The following is a 14,596-nucleotide window of genomic DNA, read 5'->3' as shown; positions in this document are numbered from 1 at the left end:
TGTCTCCCATCACTCGCCGGTGCTGCCGTCCAGCAGCTCGCGGACGACATCCAGCTGGCCCATGTGCCGCGCATACTCCTGCAGGAGATGGAACAGGATCCGGCCCAGTGTCGGTGCGTCGGCCTCGGTCTTGAAGCGTCCACCGACCTGAGAAACATCAGTCAACCGAGCGTCGGCGACGATAACTTTTCCTTGCCGCACCTCGGAAAGATAACCGGCCCACACGTCATCGTGCCCGACGACCGACCATTCCTGCGGGTCGCCGCCGGGCGGATACGCCACCACGTCCTGCGCGGCGAAACCCCCACCGCAGCCATCGCCGCTCGACCCAGCCCAGATGTCTGACGAGCCCGAGCGGCGCCCAGCCGAACGGCTCCACCGGCGTGCGGAGCTGGGTGTCCGAGAGGCCGGCCAGCTTTCGGGTGAGCGTCTCGCGATACCAGTCCAGATAGCCCACCAGCAGCTCGTACGGATCGGCCTCCCGGACATCGGGACCGTCCAACACCAAAGGCACCCTGCCAGCCGCGTCCGCCATGCCCATCACCGTACGGCCTCGGCTGTTTCTGTGTGTGGACGGCAAACATCACGCCTGGGCAGGGGTGAACATGTACGGAATGGTCCCGGCGACCGGTCGTCGGTGAGCTACCGGACCAAAATTTCCGCGACCCGGGGTACGTTGCGGGCATGTCCGACTTCATGATCAAGGCGCTTACGCCGGAGACGTTCGGCGACTTCGCCGCTCTCGTCGAGCGGAACGGGGGGATGTTCGCTGGCTGCTGGTGCACGAAGTTCCATCCCGACTGCGCGGAGAAAGGCGATAGCGCCGGGGAGAACCGGGCGCTGAAGCAACGTCTGGTGGCTGACGGGGTCGCGCACGCGGCGCTGGTCTACGACGGCGACCGGGCCGTCGCCTGGGCGGAGTACGGATCACCTGAGGAGCTGCCGAGCATCCATCACCGCAAGGAGTACCTCGCCACTGCCGAGCGACTGCCCGACTACCGGGTTACCTGCATCCTGGTCGAGCGAGGCCGTCGCGGTCACGGCCTGGCGGCGATCGCCCTACGCGGCGCTGTCGAGCTGATCGCGTCGGCCGGCGGTGGTCTGGTCGAGGGCTACCCGCACGACACCGGCGGGGTCCGGAAGAAGAACTCGTCGTTCCTCTATAACGGCACCCGCGCGATGTACGAGCGTGCGGGCTTCAGCTACGACCGACCCAAGGGCCAGGGCAACTGCGTGATGATGCGCGACGTAGCCCCGAGCACGCCCGACTAAAACCCAAGGCATCCTTCGTCGACAAAATTCACTGCCGGCGTGGCTGCGCTGGTCATCTCTTTGAGAACCTCCAGTTTCGCTGCCGACTCATCAATATCTCCGGGCGCCGGCGTATTCGGCGGGCCAGATCTGCTCGATCCGGACCACCGCTCCGGAGTGTGGCGCGTCGATCATCAAGCCACCGCCGAGGGCTATGCCGACGTGGTGGTAGTAGTCGGGTTGGTCGCCACTGGTGTGGAAGAACACCAGGTCACCGGGCTGTTCCCGGCCAGGTGGCACCGGCTGGCCGAGCCGGTGCTGACCGCTGGCGGTATGCGGCAGGCTGACACCGACCTGTGCCCAGGCGTAAAGCGTCAGTCCGCTGCAGTCAAAGCCGATGCCCGGTTCGGTACCAGTGGTTGGCCCGCGCGCGTCGCCGCCGGCGAACACATACGGGGTGCCGAGCCAGCGCCGGGCGGCGAGCACTACCGCCAACCCGCGGGCCGATCCACCGGAGCGTCGGCCGTGGCCGTCCAGCGGCAGCAGCCGGACCGGCCCACCGAGGCCGGCCAGCAGGGTGAGCGGGTCGACATACTGCCCGTTCAGCAGTGCGCCCCAGTGCAGGCAGGCGGCCATCGGGCAGCCCGGATGGCCGCCGATCAGGGTGCCGATCAGCGTCCCGTACGTCACCGCGTCGCCACGGTGCACGATCGGCCGGACCGGCTCATATGTGGTGCGCAGGCCGCCGGAGTGTTCGATCGACACCACCGGTCGGCCGGCGAGGTCACCGGCATAGACGACCCGGCCCGAGCCGGCCCGCCGGACGGCGCGCGCCGGCCGGCGCGGCCAGGTCGACACCGCGGTGACCAGGTGAGTACGGACCGGCCGGCGGATCGAAGCCGCGGACCACCGGCGGCACGCCGTCCAGCGGCCAGACCAGCGTTGGTGGCGTCGGTGGCGGGACGGTGTCGGCACTCGCGCCGGCGGGGGCCATAGCAGCCCGGCGACCAGGTGGGTGGCGAGCAGCACAGCCAGCAGCTCACCGGCCAGCAGGGCGATGGGTCTGAGCGATCGCGGGTCGAGGCAGCGCATGTGACCAGGCTGCCGCCGCCGGGGCCGGGGTGGCGGCCGCGATCGCGAATCTGTGGACGACAGGTCGCACTGTGGATAACGCCGAGCGGGCCGCCCGATGTGGTATGTCGTTAACCGGTCTTGAGCTTGGCCAGCCGCTTGGCCGCCTCGGTGAGCACCTCCGGCCGCTTGCAGAACGCGAACCGGACGAGGTGCCGGGCTTCGTCCTGGTGGTCATAGAAGACCTGGCTCGGGATGGCGACCACCCCGCATCGCTCGGGCATCGCCCGGCAGAATTCGAGGCCGTCGGTGACACCGAGGCTGGACACGTCACAGGTGACGAAATACGTGCCCTCGGTACGCAGAACCGTGAGTCCGGCGTCGGCGAGGCCAGTGCGCAGCAGATCCCTGCGGGACTGCATGCCGGCGGCGAAATCCGGGTAATAGCTGGCATCCAGGTTGAGTGCGACCGCGACGGCCGGCTGCAAAGGCGCCGCGTTCACGTACGTCATGAATTGTTTTACCTTGGTGACCGCGGAAACCAGCTCCGGTCGGGCGCACACCCAGCCGACTTTCCAGCCGGTGAAGGAGAACGTCTTACCGACCGAGGAGATCTGGATCGTACGCTCGCGCATGCCGGGAAAAGTCGCCAGCGGGATGTGTCCACTTCGGACACTCTCGACTGCCGGATCGTTTTTATATGCGGCCGCGTCAGTGAAAACCAGGTGCTCGTAGACCTCGTCGGTGATCGCCACCAGGTCGTGGTCGACGCAGATCTGGGCAATGGCGGCGAGTTCTTCGCGGGTGGCCACGAAACCGGTTGGGTTGTGCGGGGAATTCAGCAGCAGCACCTTGGTTTTCGGGGTGATGGCGGCCCGCAGCTGCGCCGGGTCGAAGGTGAATCGGCCGCCGGGTTCTGTGGGCGCGTGCAACAAAACTGGCTTGCGGACAGCCTGGGCGAGCGCGATGCAGGCCGCGTACGAGTCGTAATAAGGCTCCAGGCAGAGCACCTCGTCGCCAGGTTCGCAGAGCGCCAGGATCGCCGCGGTGATCGCCTCGGTGGCGCCGGCGGTGACCATGACTTCGCTGTCCGGGTCGTAATCCAGCCCGTACCAGTGCCGCTGGTGGCGCGCGATCGCCTGCCGCAGGGCCGCGATGCCAGGCCCCGGCGGATACTGGTTCTGGCCGGTACGCAAGGCCTCGACGGCCGCCTCGATCACCTCGGCCGGGCCGTCGGTGTCCGGGAAACCCTGGCCAAGGTTGATCGCCCCGGTCCGCACCGCCAGCGCGGACATCTCCGCGAAGATCGTGGTGCCGAATTCCTGCATACGCGTCACAAGCCCTGCCATCGCCATGCGAAGAGCTTAAGACGCGGCCATGGTGGGCAGTCGAGAGTGGATCGTACGGACGAATCGGGCCGCGTCGGCGACGCTGATCCGCAGGCTCTTGTACGGGCTGGGCAGCGGCTGGCCGTTGCGGGAGATCAGCGCGTCCGGGTGGAAGTCGATGCGGACGGTCGCGTCCCCGTACGCCAGCAGAGCCACTCCGTCCTTGCCGACTTTCAGGCCCGTACGACCACCGAAACCTTCCGACCGCTTCCGTTCGACCACCGCCGCCCGGACCGTGTCGTAGCCGAACCGGAGCTCGGTAGACACCCCGTCGCGAACGACGATCGCATCGCCGGTCAGCAGATGCGGTTTGACGGCGAAGCTGGCCATCATCCCGAGGATCCAGAAGACCGCGTAGACGTGCAGCACGATGCTGGCGACCTCCCAGCCGATTGGTACGCGCAGCAGGGCCAGCACGAACTCCACGGCACCGCCCTCCACCACGCAGAGCACGACGATCGTCCAGAAGAGCATGGTGTCGGTCCGCGGATAGTCGAAGGCGGTGCCGCCGCGGTGGTCCGGCCGGCGGGCGATCCAGCGACCGAGAGCGGCGAAGAGCCGTGGCTCCGCCGGAAAGAGCAGCGGCAGGAGTTTTCGCATGCCTACCCCCATTTCTGGATCTCGTCGGTCAGCAGGCCGAAGCACTGTCGCTGGGCGGAATTCAGGTCCGAGCCGACCGCCCGCAGGAACAGGTCGGAGTCCACGGTTGGCGCGTTCGCGGCTGTCAGCACCTTGGTGCGTACGTCCTGGGCGTACGCGATCAGCTCGGCGGCCACCTCGTCGATGACCGGCCGGCCCGCGTCCCGTTCGGTGAGCTTTTCAAAACGCCGTGCCACCGCCAGTCCGCGCTCGGTGATCTCGTCGTCGTCGTCCACCGCCTGATACGCAGAGGCGACCACCTCGCCGCCCGGCGCGGCGCCGATCATCTCGGCGATCCGGCGCTCCCGTTCGTACGCTGGATGGTCCCCGGCCCGCTTCTCCCAGTGGGCCAAGACCTCGGCAAGCTCGGCGGACAAGGTCAGATCGCCCTCCCGGGTCGCCAGTTCCAGTAGCCGCTCCCGCTGGGCGCGGATCCGGGCTTCCTGTTCGGCCAGGTCGGCGGCGATCTCCACGACGATCTCGCGCAGCTCCCGGCCCTGGTCGTCGGCCAGCGCATCGGCCACCTCGTCCAGGCTCAGCCCCAGGTCAGCGAGCCTGCGTACGCGCAGCACCCGGACGACGTCGGCCATCTCATACCCGCGATAGCCGTTCGACCGCCGCGCCGGTTCCGGCAACAGCCCTATCCAGTGGTAATGGCGTACCGCCCGCGTCGAGATGCCGGCGATCCGGGCCACCTCACCAATCCGCAGGAGTGTCATGCCCACAGTAGTAAAAACCTTGTCGTAGCGACAAGGTCAACCCCAACGTCAAAAGATAGGGTCGAGACCATGCCGATCATTAATGTGCAGATGTTTCCCGGGCGTACGGCCGAGCAGAAGGCGGCGATGGCGCAAAAGGTCACCGACGCGTTTCTGGAGACCTGCGGGCGACCGGGCCAGTCGCCCGCGAGCGTGACGGTGATCATCACCGAGGTGGCCCACGAACACTGGGCCGTCGGCGGAAAACTGGATTCCTGATGCGGATCTCCGTCTCCGCGGACGAGAACACCGGTGTCGCCAGCGATGTCGTACGACTCCTCCAAGAGCACGGCCATCAAGTAACCACGCACGGCGCCCTGGCTCAGAGAGAACGAACCGACTGGGCATGGGCGAGCGAGGCAGCCGCGCGGGACGTGGCCGACGGGCGCAGCGACCAGGCGGTGGTGTGCTGCTGGACCGGTACGGGCGCGTCCATCGCGGCCAACAAGGTCGCCGGCGTACGAGCGGCCCTGTGTGCACCGACGCGGAGACGGCTCGCGGCGCCCGGGTCTGGAACGACGCGAACGTGCTAGCCCTCAGCCTGCGCCTCACCTCCGCCGCCCCCCAGCTCGACGAGATCCTGCGCGCCTGGTTCGCCGCCGTCCCCAGCCCCGAGCCCACCACACCGACCAGGCCAACATCGCCCATCTCACCCAGATCTGACCTCCGCGAACGCGACGTTTCCGCGGTCAACCCCGGCGTGTTGCCAGCGAGAACGTCGAGTTCGGGGAGGTGATGGAGATCGCGTGCGGCTGGATCCGGCGGCGGCGGGTGGCTCGGTGCGCTTGGATGGGGGCATGAGTTACTCGCCGGACTGGACTCCTCGGGACGATCTGAACGACCAGACCCGCCAGCTGCCGAACACCGATCCGGCGGCCGAGGCGGCCCGTCGGGCGGCGTCGGCCGGCGGCACCGTCTACAGCAGCGGGTCGGTCAGCCAGCCGGCCGACTCGGCCGGGTACGGCGCCCATCCGGCGTACCAAACAGCAAAACGACCAGACCCAGCCGGCCGCGACACAGCCCCCACCTGGGCCGCTGCCGCCGCAGATCATTGCGCCAGCGGCCAACCAGCCGCCTCCCCAACAGCCTCCCCAGCAGAATCCTCAGCAAAACCAGCCACCGGGCCAGCTACAGATGCCGAGGCCGGCGCGGCGGCGAGCGCGATCGGTGCCGGCACCATCGCCGGTGTCGCCGGGCTCGCGGTGGCGTTGCTGCTGATCGGTATCCCGGCCGGCCTGCTGGCCTGGCGGGCGGCCGGTCACCTGCCGGCCGCGGACGGGTCGGGGGTGATCGCCGGGTCGCTGCTGTTGGCTGGTACGGCCGCACTCGCCGGCGGTCTTGCCTCGGTGCTGCTTCGTCGTACGTACGAGCGAGCAGTCGGCTGTGCAGCGGCTGCTCAGCCCGCCGCTGGTCTCTTCGTCATCGTGGGCGTGCTGCTCATGCTTTTCGCCGCAATCGCAGCCTGAGGCCCTGCCGCCGGAAGGCGATCGGGGGAGCGCGTAGACTGTTAATGCAGCCCGTATGCGCGGGCTGACTACGCGCGTCCTTCGCCGGCACCGCCCCAGGTGGACTCCGGCAGCGCCGAGGCCTCGGTCCATTCCGCAGCTACGGATGGTTCGTCTCGTCGCTGGGACGCCAGGGCGGGCACCACCCGGTGGCCCGCGGCAACCGAGCAGCGCGGACCACCCGCAAGTGGGCCGCGCGAGGCGAAAGGGAGGCGTGCCACAGTGGCCGTCGTCACCATGCGAAACCTGCTGGAAAGCGGGGTTCACTTCGGGCACCAGACCAGGCGCTGGAACCCGAAGATGAAGCGCTTCATCCTGACCGAGCGCAACGGCATCTACATCATCGACCTGCAGCAGACCCTGACGTACATCGACAGCGCGTTCGAGTTCGTCAAGGAGACCGTGGCGCACGGCGGCACGATCCTGTTCGTAGGCACCAAAAAGCAGGCCCAGGAAGCGGTCTCCGAGCAGGCCCAGCGGGTCAACATGCCGTATGTGAACCAGCGCTGGCTGGGTGGCATGCTCACCAACTTCCAGACCGTGCACAAGAGGTTGCTCCGTCTCAAGGAGCTCGAGATGATCGAGCAGACCGGTGGCGAGAACGTGCTGACGAAAAAGGAAGCCCTGGTCCTGTCCCGGGAGCGGATCAAGCTGGCCCGCACCCTCGGTGGCCTGCGTGACATGAGCCGCGTTCCGTCAGCGGTCTGGATCGTGGACACCAAGAAGGAGCACATCGCCGTCGACGAGGCCCGCAAGCTGGGCATCCCGGTGGTGGCCATCCTGGACACCAACTGTGACCCGGATGAGGTCGACTACAAGATCCCGGGCAACGACGACGCGATCCGTTCGGCCGCGCTGCTCACCCGGGTGATCGCCGACGCCGTCGCCGAGGGCCTGATCGCCCGTGCCGGCCGGTCCGGTGCCCCGGAGGGCCAGGACAAGCCCGAGCCCGGTGTGGTCGGCGTGGACGAGCCGAGCGATGCCGGAGTGGGAGCGGGCCGTGCTGGAAGGCAGCGAGGCCAAGGCCGCTGAGGCAGCCGCCGCCGACGCTCCTGCCGCCGCGGTGGAAGCCCCGGCTGAGGCCGTTGTCCCGGAGCCGGCCAGCGCGTCGGTCGGTGCCGACAACTCCTGATCCACCCGCAGTTTGCCGGCTGTCCTGCGGCTTCGTACGGCATCCCGCCGGCCAGCGATGGCCGGCGGGGGGTCGTACGGGCGGGGCCGTGGAGGCCGGCTTTCCGGCGAACACCTTTAGACAAATCCTCGAAATGAGAGAGAAACGAGATGGCGAACTTTACCGCCGCTGACGTGAAGAAGCTCCGGGACGCCACCGGTGCCGGCATGATGGACGCCAAGCGCGCCCTGGAAGAGGTCGACGGCGACTTCGACAAGGGCATCGAGCTACTGCGCGTCAAGGGTGCGGCGAAGGTGGCCAAGCGGGCCGAGCGGACCGCCGGCAACGGCCTGGTCGCGGGTCGGGCGGTCGACGGCGCGATGATCCAGCTCGCCTGCGAGACCGACTTCGTGGCCAAGAACGAGCAGTTCCAGCAGATGGCCGCTGACATCGCGGGTGTCGCGTGGGCGGGCAAGCCCGCCGACCTGCCGGCGCTGCTGGCCCTGGAGCTGTCCGACGGCAAGACCGTGGCCGCCGAGATCGACTCCGCCGCCGCCACCATCGGTGAGAAGCTGGAGCTGGCCAAGCTTGCCGTCTTCGACGGCAAGGTCGCCGCGTATTTGCACCGCCGCAACAGCGACCTGCCGCCGCAGGTGGGTGTGCTGATCGAGTTCACCGGCGACGACGCCGAGACCGCCCGCAGCATCGCGATGCACATCGCCGCGATGCGCCCGCGTTTTGTCACCCGCGACGAGATCCCCGCCGACCTGGTCGAGAGCGAGCGGCGGATCGCCGAGGCGACCGCCCGCGAGGAGGGCAAGCCCGAAGGCGCGCTGCCCAAGATCGTCGAAGGTCGCGTCACCGGCTTCTACAAAGAGGTCGTCCTGCTGGAGCAGTCTTTCGCGCGGGACCAGAAGAAGACCGTCAAGCAGGTGGCCGAGGAGGCCGGTTTGACCGTCACCCGGTTCGCCCGCTTCGAGGCCGGCCAGGCCTGATCGTACGCAACGGCCGCCGCACTGATTTTCCTCGGTGCGGCGGCCGTTTTGTGTTTTCTCAGCGATAGACGCGATTTAGCGTGTCCTGCCAGGCCTTTGTCGCTTTTTCGGCGTCGGCACCGAAACAGTGGTGGCCGATCGCGCCGGAGCTGTGAAAGCGGTAAAGCGCGTCCTTGCCGCGAATCCCCAGCACCTCCCGCACCTGGGGGATCGTGTAGTCGACCACGCCGTCGATCGGATCGAGGCCGTCCACCGCCATCCGGACCGGGTCGCCGACCCGCAGCGGCTCGGTCAGCCCGAGACCGTCGACCAGCAGCGACCACGGATCGGTGCCGTCGGGTGCTTTTGGCAGCTGTGCGTAGACGTACGTGCCTGGGCGGCCGGCGAAGTACCGTACGTACTGACCCAGGGTGTGCAGGTAGAAGTCCCAACCGGACGTGGTCATGTCCACGTACTCGTCGCCCCATTCCGGCCCGATCCGTCCACTGTGGACGAAGCGGAGCACGGTGCTGCCGCCGTCTTTGGCCTCCAACAGATATTCCATCGCGTGGAAGCTGCCGTCATCGCCGGTCGTGGTCTCGTATGCGAGGTGTTTGGGGGGATCCCACGCGGTGATCGTGGACTGCTCGGAAAAGTCGCCGATGGTCAGCTTGATCTTGCCGCCGACAGCCGGATCGATCTCGTGCGGACCCATGAACCACGACGACATCCCCGGTCCGGTGGCGATCGCGTCCCACACCAGCTCCGGCTCGGCCGGCAGTTCGACTTCCTTGTTGATCTCAAAATCCCGGGACACCGGTCACCGCTCCTTCGGTTTGGCTTTGACGCTGGGATGAATCGCCACCACAAGATGGTGGTCGCGGCCGCGCTCGGCTTCTCGTCGTGGTACCTGCTCACCAGCGCGGCCACCGCGGCCGCGAGCTCCTCAGCGAAAGCGGCCCGATCGGCCGCCGACGCGAACCGCACCTCGCCGTCCATGGCGAAGGTCGCCAGCGGCTTGCCGGCCTTGGTGGAGCCGGTGATCAGGTCGCCGACATCGCGGACCAGCCGGGCCGCGACGGCCAGCAGCCAGCGCGCCGACAGCCGGTCCGGCGCCCGGGCCGGGTCCGGCTCGACCGCCGCGAGGGCGTTCGGGGAGATCACGTACGAAGCCGCGGTGGCCTGCATCAGCCGCTCGTACATATTCCCCTTGCGGCGCTCTTCCACCAGCTCGACAAGACCGTGTTTTTCCAGCTCCCGCAGGTGATAGTTGACCTTCTGTCGGGCCAGCCCGACGCGGGCCGCGAGGGTCGCCGCCGAGCTCGGCTCGGTCAGCGCCGCGAGCAGCTGGACCCGCATCGGGTCCAGTGAGACCTCGGCCACCGCCGGGTCGTCGTCGATTACCGCTACTTCCAACATGCGCCCAGCCTCGCACCGACAACATATCTTGTCAAGAAGGTGCGGACTGTCCAGTCAGGGTTGTTTGGGAACGGGTGCACCACAGCAGGCGCTGTCCGGCCCGAGCGCCCGGCCCGATAGATTTGCGTCCGATGTTCGACCACCGATGAGAGGGATTTGACGTTCATGACCCCGACTGCCGCCGATTCCTCACCTCCTGCCGTCGACCTCCGGCAGAGCTGGAAGCGGGTGTTGCTCAAGCTCTCCGGTGAGGTCTTCGGTGGCGGTGAGGTCGGTGTCGACCCGGACGTGGTGCAGACGATCGCTCGGCAGATCGCCGAGGTGGCGCGCAGCGGTGTCCAACTCGCGCTGGTGGTCGGCGGCGGCAACTTCTTCCGCGGCGAGGAGCTGTCGCACCACGGCATGGACCGGGCCAGGGCCGACTACATGGGCATCCTCGGTACGGTCATGAACTGTCTCGCCCTGCAGGACTTCCTGGAGAAGCAGGGCGTGGAGACGCGAGTGCAGACCGCCATCACGATGGGCCAGGTCGCCGAGCCGTACATTCCGCGCAAGGCGATGCGGCACCTGGAGAAGGGTCGCATCGTGATCTTCGGCGCCGGCGCCGGCATGCCGTATTTCACCACCGACACGGTCGCCGCCCAGCGTGCGCTGGAGATCGGCGCCGACGTCGTACTCAAGGCCACCAAGGTCGACGGCGTGTACGACTCGGATCCGGCCAAGAACCCGGACGCGAAGCGGTACGAGGAGCTCAGCTTCGGCGAGGCGCTGAGCAAGGGCCTCGGGGTCGCCGACGCGGCCGCGATCAGCCTCTGCATGGACAACGACCTGCCGATGGTCGTCTTCGACCTGCTCACCGAGGGCAATATCGGGCGGGTCATCGCGGGGGAGAAGATCGGCACCCTGCTGACCAATCGATAAGCTTTAAGACGGCTGTACGCACCCGGGCAGACCGATACCTTGACGGGGTGGGCAGCGTGCCAGACCCGCATTCAGGAGGCGACCGAACGTGATCGACGAGACACTCTTCGAGGCTGAAGAGAAAATGGAGAAAGCCGTCGAGGTCGCCAAGGACGACCTCGGCTCGGTGCGTACGGGCCGGGCGGCCCCGTCGATGTTCAACAAGGTCATGGTCGACTACTACGGCTCGATGACGCCCTTGTCGCAGCTCGCCTCGATCAGCGTTCCGGAGCCGCGGATGGCCGTGGTCAAGCCGTACGACCAGTCCCAGATCGCGGCCCTGGAGAAGGCGATCCGGGATTCGGACCTCGGGGTCAACCCGAGCAATGACGGCAACGTGCTGCGCTGCGTCTTCCCGCAGCTGACCGAGGAGCGTCGCCGCGAAATGGTCAAGGTGGCGCGGCACAAGGGCGAGGACGCCAAGGTCTCGATCCGCAACGTCCGGCGCAAGGCCAAGGAAGAGCTGGACCGGATCAACAAGGACGGCGAGGCCGGCGAGGACGAGGTCAACCGGGCCGAGAAGGAGCTCGAGGCGACCACCCACAAGTATGTAGCGGCCATCGACGACCTGATGAAGCACAAGGAAACCGAGTTGCTTGAGGTCTAATGACCTTATGACGGCGGATCCCGAAGCGGCTGGCAGAGGTCGGCACCGGGCCTCTCGCGAGCGCCAGCCCAGCGCTCCCAAGGCCGGCCGCAACCTGCCGGTCGCGATCGCCGTCGGCTGTGGCCTCGGCGCGCTGGTGCTGGCCTCGCTGCTCATCTATCGCCCGGTCTTCGCCATCGTGGTCGCCGTCGCGGTGGTGCTGGCGACCGTCGAGATGGTCCGGGCCGTACGCCCGCTGGAGGCCCGGCCGCCACTGGTTCCGTTGATCGCCGGCGGCGTCGGCATGACGGCGCTTGGGTGGTTCGCGGGGGCGTCGATGCTCGCGGTCGGGTTCGTTCTCACGATCATCGCGGTGATGCTGTGGCGGCTCGGCGACGGTCCGGTCGGCTACCAGCGCGATGTCACGTCGGCCGCGCTGATCGCCGCATACGTGCCGTTGATGGCCGGCTTCACCGTCCTTTTACTCGTACCGGACGACGGCCAGCTTCGGGTGATCGCCTTCATGGCCACCGTCGTCTGCAGTGACACAGCCGCATATGCGTTCGGCGTATTGTTCGGCCGACACAAGATGGCCCCGTTGGCCAGTCCCGGCAAGACCTGGGAAGGCCTGAGCGGTTCGCTCCTGGTTTGTGCCATTGCGGGGGCACTTTTCCTTCGGTTTTTCTTCGACCGGCCGTGGTGGTTCGGGGTCATTTACGGGGTCGCGATCGCGATCGCCGCCACGCTGGGTGATCTTGCCGAGTCCATGCTCAAGCGTGACCTGGGCATCAAGGACATGGGCAGCCTGCTTCCCGGTCACGGCGGGTTCATGGACCGGCTCGACTCGGTGCTGGTCGCGGCACCGGTGGCGTATGTCCTCTTGTCGACGTTTGCGCCACCCTCGTAACAAGTGCCCCGATAAGTCGCCTTATCGCTTTCCTTGCGTACTGCCGGTGATCTTGTCGTGCGAACCGAGTAAACTCCAATGCCGTAAGCGACCGGGTCAGCACCGAGGGTTGTCAGGGGATGATCCGGCTCACCCACATACCGGCGACTTCTCGTGGGCGGCCATGGGAGAATAGGCCACACGATGACAACGCTGCCCCTGATTGACCTCGCTTCGATCGACGCCGTGGCGGAATCCGGACCAGATTCACTGGTGGCCGCCCAGCCGGCCGCCGGATCGGCGCCGGGCCGCCGGCGTGCGGTCCGGCCCCCCCCCCGCCCATCTCGCCGACCTGGACGTCGCCGCCCGCCGTGATGCGGTCGTTGAGCTCGGCCACCCGGCGTACCGGGCCGACCAGCTCTCCCGGCACTACTTCGGCCGGCTGACCGAGGACGCGCAGGCGATGACCGACCTTCCGGCGGACGCCCGGACCGAGCTCGGTGCCGCGCTGCTGCCGCCGCCGTTGCTGTCCACGGTCCGCAACATCACCTGCGACGACGGCACGACCCGCAAGACGCTGTGGAAGGCGCATGACGGTGTGCTCTTCGAAAGCGTCCTGATGCGCTATCCAGAACGGGTCACCATCTGCGTGTCCAGCCAGGCCGGCTGCGGGATGGCCTGTCCGTTCTGCGCGACCGGGCAGGGTGGGCTGAAGCGGAACCTCTCGACCGGCGAGATCGTCGAACAGGTGGTGGCCGGTGCTCGTGCGCTGGCCGCCGGTGAGGTGCCGGGTGGACCGGGGCGGATCTCCAACGTGGTCTTTATGGGCATGGGGGAGCCGCTGGCTAACTACCAGCGCGTCATCTCGGCCGTACGGCGGCTGACCGAACCGGTGCCGCAGGGGCTGGGCATCAGCGCCCGCGGGGTGACGGTGTCGACGGTCGGCGTGGTGCCGGCCATCCACAAACTGGCCGCCGAGGGATTGCCGGTGACGCTGGCGGTGAGCCTGCACGCGCCGGACGACGAGCTCCGCGACACGCTTGTCCCGATCAACCAGCGGTGGCCGGTGGACGAGGTGCTGTCCGCCGCGTGGGACTATGCGCGGACCACAGGGAGGCGCATTTCCATCGAGTACGCGATGATCGCGGGGGTGAACGACCAGCCCTGGCGGGCCGATTTACTGGGCCGGCGGTTGGCCGGGAAGCTCGCGCATGTCAACCTGATACCGCTGAACCCGACACCGGGCAGCGCGTGGTCGGCCAGCAGCGCGGGAGAGATGAGCGGGAGTTTGTCCGAAGGTTGCGTGCCAGCGGCGTTTCCACGACGGTACGAGACACTCGTGGTCGGGAGATCGACGGAGCTTGCGGGCAGTTGGCCGCGGCGGAGGTGTGAGCGTGGTGCAGGGATCTGATCCGGGTGAGCGGTTCCGGCGACGTGCGCTGCGCCGGGGCTACAAGGTCGACGAGGTGGACGAGTTCCTGGACCGGGTGGACAGCACCCTGATGGGGAACCCGGATGGCCCGCCGATCACCTCTGAGGAAGAAGTCCACAACGTGGTCTTCAGGGTGCGTTTCGGCGGGTATGACGAGTGGGAGGTCGACAAACACCTCGACCGCCTGGAGCGCCAGCTGAACGAGCTCGACAACCAGCCGGTGGCCGCGCCCGCCCGGTCGGAGCGGCGCGAGCCGGCACCGGCCCGGGCGATGGCCGGCAGCGGGATCGGCGGCGCCGCCTCGGTGGCGGCACCGATGGCCGCGCCAGTGGCTGCGAACCGGGTGCCGAGCCCGGCCCGCGCCGGCCGGTCCGGTCGTACGAGCATCGGCGTGTCCGGCGACGACGCGCCGACGCAGTACGTGCCGGCGGTCCGCCCCAGTCCATATGGCGACCAAGGCCCGCACCCCGACCAAGGCCCGGACCCCGATCATTTCGACACCTCACCCGTCGGAGTTCCGCGACGTGCACTACCACGACTACGCACAAAAACCCCGCGACTACCCCCGACCAGTGGCTCTGAATAGCAAGTTTCCGAGAGCAAGCCGCGGCAACGT

16 protein-coding genes and 5 pseudogenes are annotated in these 14,596 nt (G+C 67.9%); 12 read left to right on the top strand and 9 right to left on the bottom strand.

Features of this window, described 5'->3' with window-relative positions; all coding sequences use genetic code 11:
* Positions 1-9 precede the first annotated feature (9 nt).
* Positions 10-225 (bottom strand): mycothiol transferase, encoded by a 216-nt coding sequence (locus GNX96_RS56915; protein ID WP_279582065.1) that lies wholly within the window; start codon positions 223-225, stop codon positions 10-12.
* Position 226: 1 nt separating this feature from the next.
* The gene (locus GNX96_RS56910) at positions 227-535 is read right to left on the bottom strand and encodes a mycothiol transferase (RefSeq protein WP_279582064.1); all 309 of its coding nucleotides are present in this window, start codon (positions 533-535) and stop codon (positions 227-229) included.
* 149 nt (positions 536-684) lie between these two features.
* On the opposite strand from GNX96_RS56910, the gene GNX96_RS32200 reads away from it, so the two are divergent.
* On the top strand, positions 685-1,272 hold the full coding sequence (locus tag GNX96_RS32200) for a GNAT family N-acetyltransferase (protein WP_163571758.1): 588 nt from the start codon (positions 685-687) through the stop codon (positions 1,270-1,272).
* 90 nt (positions 1,273-1,362) lie between these two features.
* On the opposite strand, the pseudogene GNX96_RS56905 reads toward GNX96_RS32200, so the two are convergent.
* The 5 genes and pseudogenes from GNX96_RS56905 to GNX96_RS32180 form a co-directional block, all read right to left on the bottom strand.
* Positions 1,363-1,701, bottom strand: a pseudogene (locus tag GNX96_RS56905) (C40 family peptidase); the annotation flags it as partial.
* An 84-nt stretch (positions 1,702-1,785) separates the two neighbouring features.
* Positions 1,786-2,245, bottom strand: a pseudogene (locus GNX96_RS56900) (M23 family metallopeptidase); the annotation flags it as partial.
* Positions 2,246-2,453: 208 nt separating this feature from the next.
* Positions 2,454-3,671 carry a pyridoxal phosphate-dependent aminotransferase gene (locus GNX96_RS32190; protein WP_279582063.1) on the bottom strand — a complete coding sequence of 406 codons (1,218 nt, stop codon included), beginning with the start codon at positions 3,669-3,671 and terminating at the stop codon, positions 2,454-2,456.
* Positions 3,672-3,686: 15 nt separating this feature from the next.
* Positions 3,687-4,310, bottom strand: coding sequence for a hypothetical protein (locus GNX96_RS32185; protein WP_163571756.1), 624 nt, complete (start codon positions 4,308-4,310; stop codon positions 3,687-3,689).
* A 2-nt stretch (positions 4,311-4,312) separates the two neighbouring features.
* Positions 4,313-5,068, bottom strand: coding sequence for a MerR family transcriptional regulator (locus GNX96_RS32180; protein WP_279582062.1), 756 nt, complete (start codon positions 5,066-5,068; stop codon positions 4,313-4,315).
* On the opposite strand from GNX96_RS32180, the gene GNX96_RS32175 reads away from it, so the two are divergent.
* The 6 genes and pseudogenes from GNX96_RS32175 to tsf all read left to right on the top strand — a co-directional run bounded on the left by GNX96_RS32175 (position 5,003) and on the right by tsf (position 8,718).
* Positions 5,003-5,326, top strand: a complete 324-nt coding sequence (locus tag GNX96_RS32175; protein WP_163571755.1) for a 2-hydroxymuconate tautomerase — start codon at positions 5,003-5,005, stop codon at positions 5,324-5,326. The genes GNX96_RS32180 and GNX96_RS32175 overlap by 66 nt on opposite strands.
* Entirely contained in the window at positions 5,326-5,640 is a 315-nt protein-coding gene (locus tag GNX96_RS56895; RefSeq protein ID WP_279582061.1) for an RpiB/LacA/LacB family sugar-phosphate isomerase, read from the top strand. The genes GNX96_RS32175 and GNX96_RS56895 overlap by 1 nt, the downstream gene beginning before the upstream one ends.
* Positions 5,634-5,843: a hypothetical protein gene (locus GNX96_RS56890; protein ID WP_279582060.1), complete on the top strand. Its 210-nt coding sequence runs from the start codon at positions 5,634-5,636 to the stop codon at positions 5,841-5,843. The genes GNX96_RS56895 and GNX96_RS56890 overlap by 7 nt, the downstream gene beginning before the upstream one ends.
* A gap of 61 nt (positions 5,844-5,904) precedes the next feature.
* Positions 5,905-6,573, top strand: a complete 669-nt coding sequence (locus GNX96_RS32165) for a hypothetical protein (protein WP_279582059.1) — start codon at positions 5,905-5,907, stop codon at positions 6,571-6,573.
* A 261-nt stretch (positions 6,574-6,834) separates the two neighbouring features.
* A pseudogene (rpsB, locus tag GNX96_RS32160) lies at positions 6,835-7,744 on the top strand (30S ribosomal protein S2).
* A 149-nt stretch (positions 7,745-7,893) separates the two neighbouring features.
* Positions 7,894-8,718, top strand: a complete 825-nt coding sequence (gene tsf / locus GNX96_RS32155; protein ID WP_163571753.1) for a translation elongation factor Ts — start codon at positions 7,894-7,896, stop codon at positions 8,716-8,718.
* 58 nt (positions 8,719-8,776) lie between these two features.
* Here tsf and GNX96_RS32150 read toward each other — a convergent pair whose 3' ends face one another.
* On the bottom strand, positions 8,777-9,457 hold the full coding sequence (locus tag GNX96_RS32150) for an SRPBCC family protein (RefSeq protein WP_390624198.1): 681 nt from the start codon (positions 9,455-9,457) through the stop codon (positions 8,777-8,779).
* Between the two features lie 60 nt (positions 9,458-9,517).
* A pseudogene (locus tag GNX96_RS32145) lies at positions 9,518-10,116 on the bottom strand (ArsR/SmtB family transcription factor).
* A gap of 165 nt (positions 10,117-10,281) precedes the next feature.
* Between GNX96_RS32145 and pyrH the strand changes: the two are divergent.
* The 5 genes and pseudogenes from pyrH (at position 10,282) to GNX96_RS32120 (ending at position 14,566) form a co-directional block, all read left to right on the top strand.
* Positions 10,282-11,037: a UMP kinase gene (pyrH, locus tag GNX96_RS32140; protein WP_163571751.1), complete on the top strand. Its 756-nt coding sequence runs from the start codon at positions 10,282-10,284 to the stop codon at positions 11,035-11,037.
* Positions 11,038-11,125: 88 nt separating this feature from the next.
* Positions 11,126-11,683, top strand: coding sequence for a ribosome recycling factor (frr, locus tag GNX96_RS32135; protein ID WP_163571750.1), 558 nt, complete (start codon positions 11,126-11,128; stop codon positions 11,681-11,683).
* Between the two features lie 7 nt (positions 11,684-11,690).
* On the top strand, positions 11,691-12,569 hold the full coding sequence (locus GNX96_RS32130) for a phosphatidate cytidylyltransferase (RefSeq protein ID WP_163571749.1): 879 nt from the start codon (positions 11,691-11,693) through the stop codon (positions 12,567-12,569).
* A 295-nt stretch (positions 12,570-12,864) separates the two neighbouring features.
* A pseudogene (gene rlmN, locus GNX96_RS32125) lies at positions 12,865-13,940 on the top strand (23S rRNA (adenine(2503)-C(2))-methyltransferase RlmN).
* A gap of 2 nt (positions 13,941-13,942) precedes the next feature.
* Positions 13,943-14,566 carry a DivIVA domain-containing protein gene (locus GNX96_RS32120; protein WP_279582058.1) on the top strand — a complete coding sequence of 208 codons (624 nt, stop codon included), beginning with the start codon at positions 13,943-13,945 and terminating at the stop codon, positions 14,564-14,566.
* Positions 14,567-14,596: the final 30 nt, after the last annotated feature.

The sequence above is a fragment of the Fodinicola feengrottensis genome, from assembly GCF_010993775.1.
GTDB classification, from domain to species: Bacteria; Actinomycetota; Actinomycetes; order Mycobacteriales; family HKI-0501; genus Fodinicola; species Fodinicola feengrottensis.
The sequence above is the reverse complement of the archived record's forward strand: the minus strand, read 5'-3'. Positions and strand labels throughout refer to the sequence as shown.

Coding starts and splice junctions, on each gene's coding strand:
- GNX96_RS56910 (WP_279582064.1), bottom strand. CDS start 535: ATGGCGGACGCGGCTGGCAGGGTGCCTTTGGTGTTGGACGGTCCCGAT.
- GNX96_RS32200 (WP_163571758.1), top strand. CDS start 685: ATGTCCGACTTCATGATCAAGGCGCTTACGCCGGAGACGTTCGGCGAC.
- GNX96_RS32190 (WP_279582063.1), bottom strand. CDS start 3,671: ATGGCAGGGCTTGTGACGCGTATGCAGGAATTCGGCACCACGATCTTC.
- GNX96_RS32185 (WP_163571756.1), bottom strand. CDS start 4,310: ATGCGAAAACTCCTGCCGCTGCTCTTTCCGGCGGAGCCACGGCTCTTC.
- GNX96_RS32175 (WP_163571755.1), top strand. CDS start 5,003: ATGGCGTACCGCCCGCGTCGAGATGCCGGCGATCCGGGCCACCTCACC.
- GNX96_RS32180 (WP_279582062.1), bottom strand. CDS start 5,068: ATGACACTCCTGCGGATTGGTGAGGTGGCCCGGATCGCCGGCATCTCG.
- GNX96_RS56895 (WP_279582061.1), top strand. CDS start 5,326: ATGCGGATCTCCGTCTCCGCGGACGAGAACACCGGTGTCGCCAGCGAT.
- GNX96_RS32165 (WP_279582059.1), top strand. CDS start 5,905: ATGAGTTACTCGCCGGACTGGACTCCTCGGGACGATCTGAACGACCAG.
- tsf (WP_163571753.1), top strand. CDS start 7,894: ATGGCGAACTTTACCGCCGCTGACGTGAAGAAGCTCCGGGACGCCACC.
- pyrH (WP_163571751.1), top strand. CDS start 10,282: ATGACCCCGACTGCCGCCGATTCCTCACCTCCTGCCGTCGACCTCCGG.
- GNX96_RS32130 (WP_163571749.1), top strand. CDS start 11,691: ATGACGGCGGATCCCGAAGCGGCTGGCAGAGGTCGGCACCGGGCCTCT.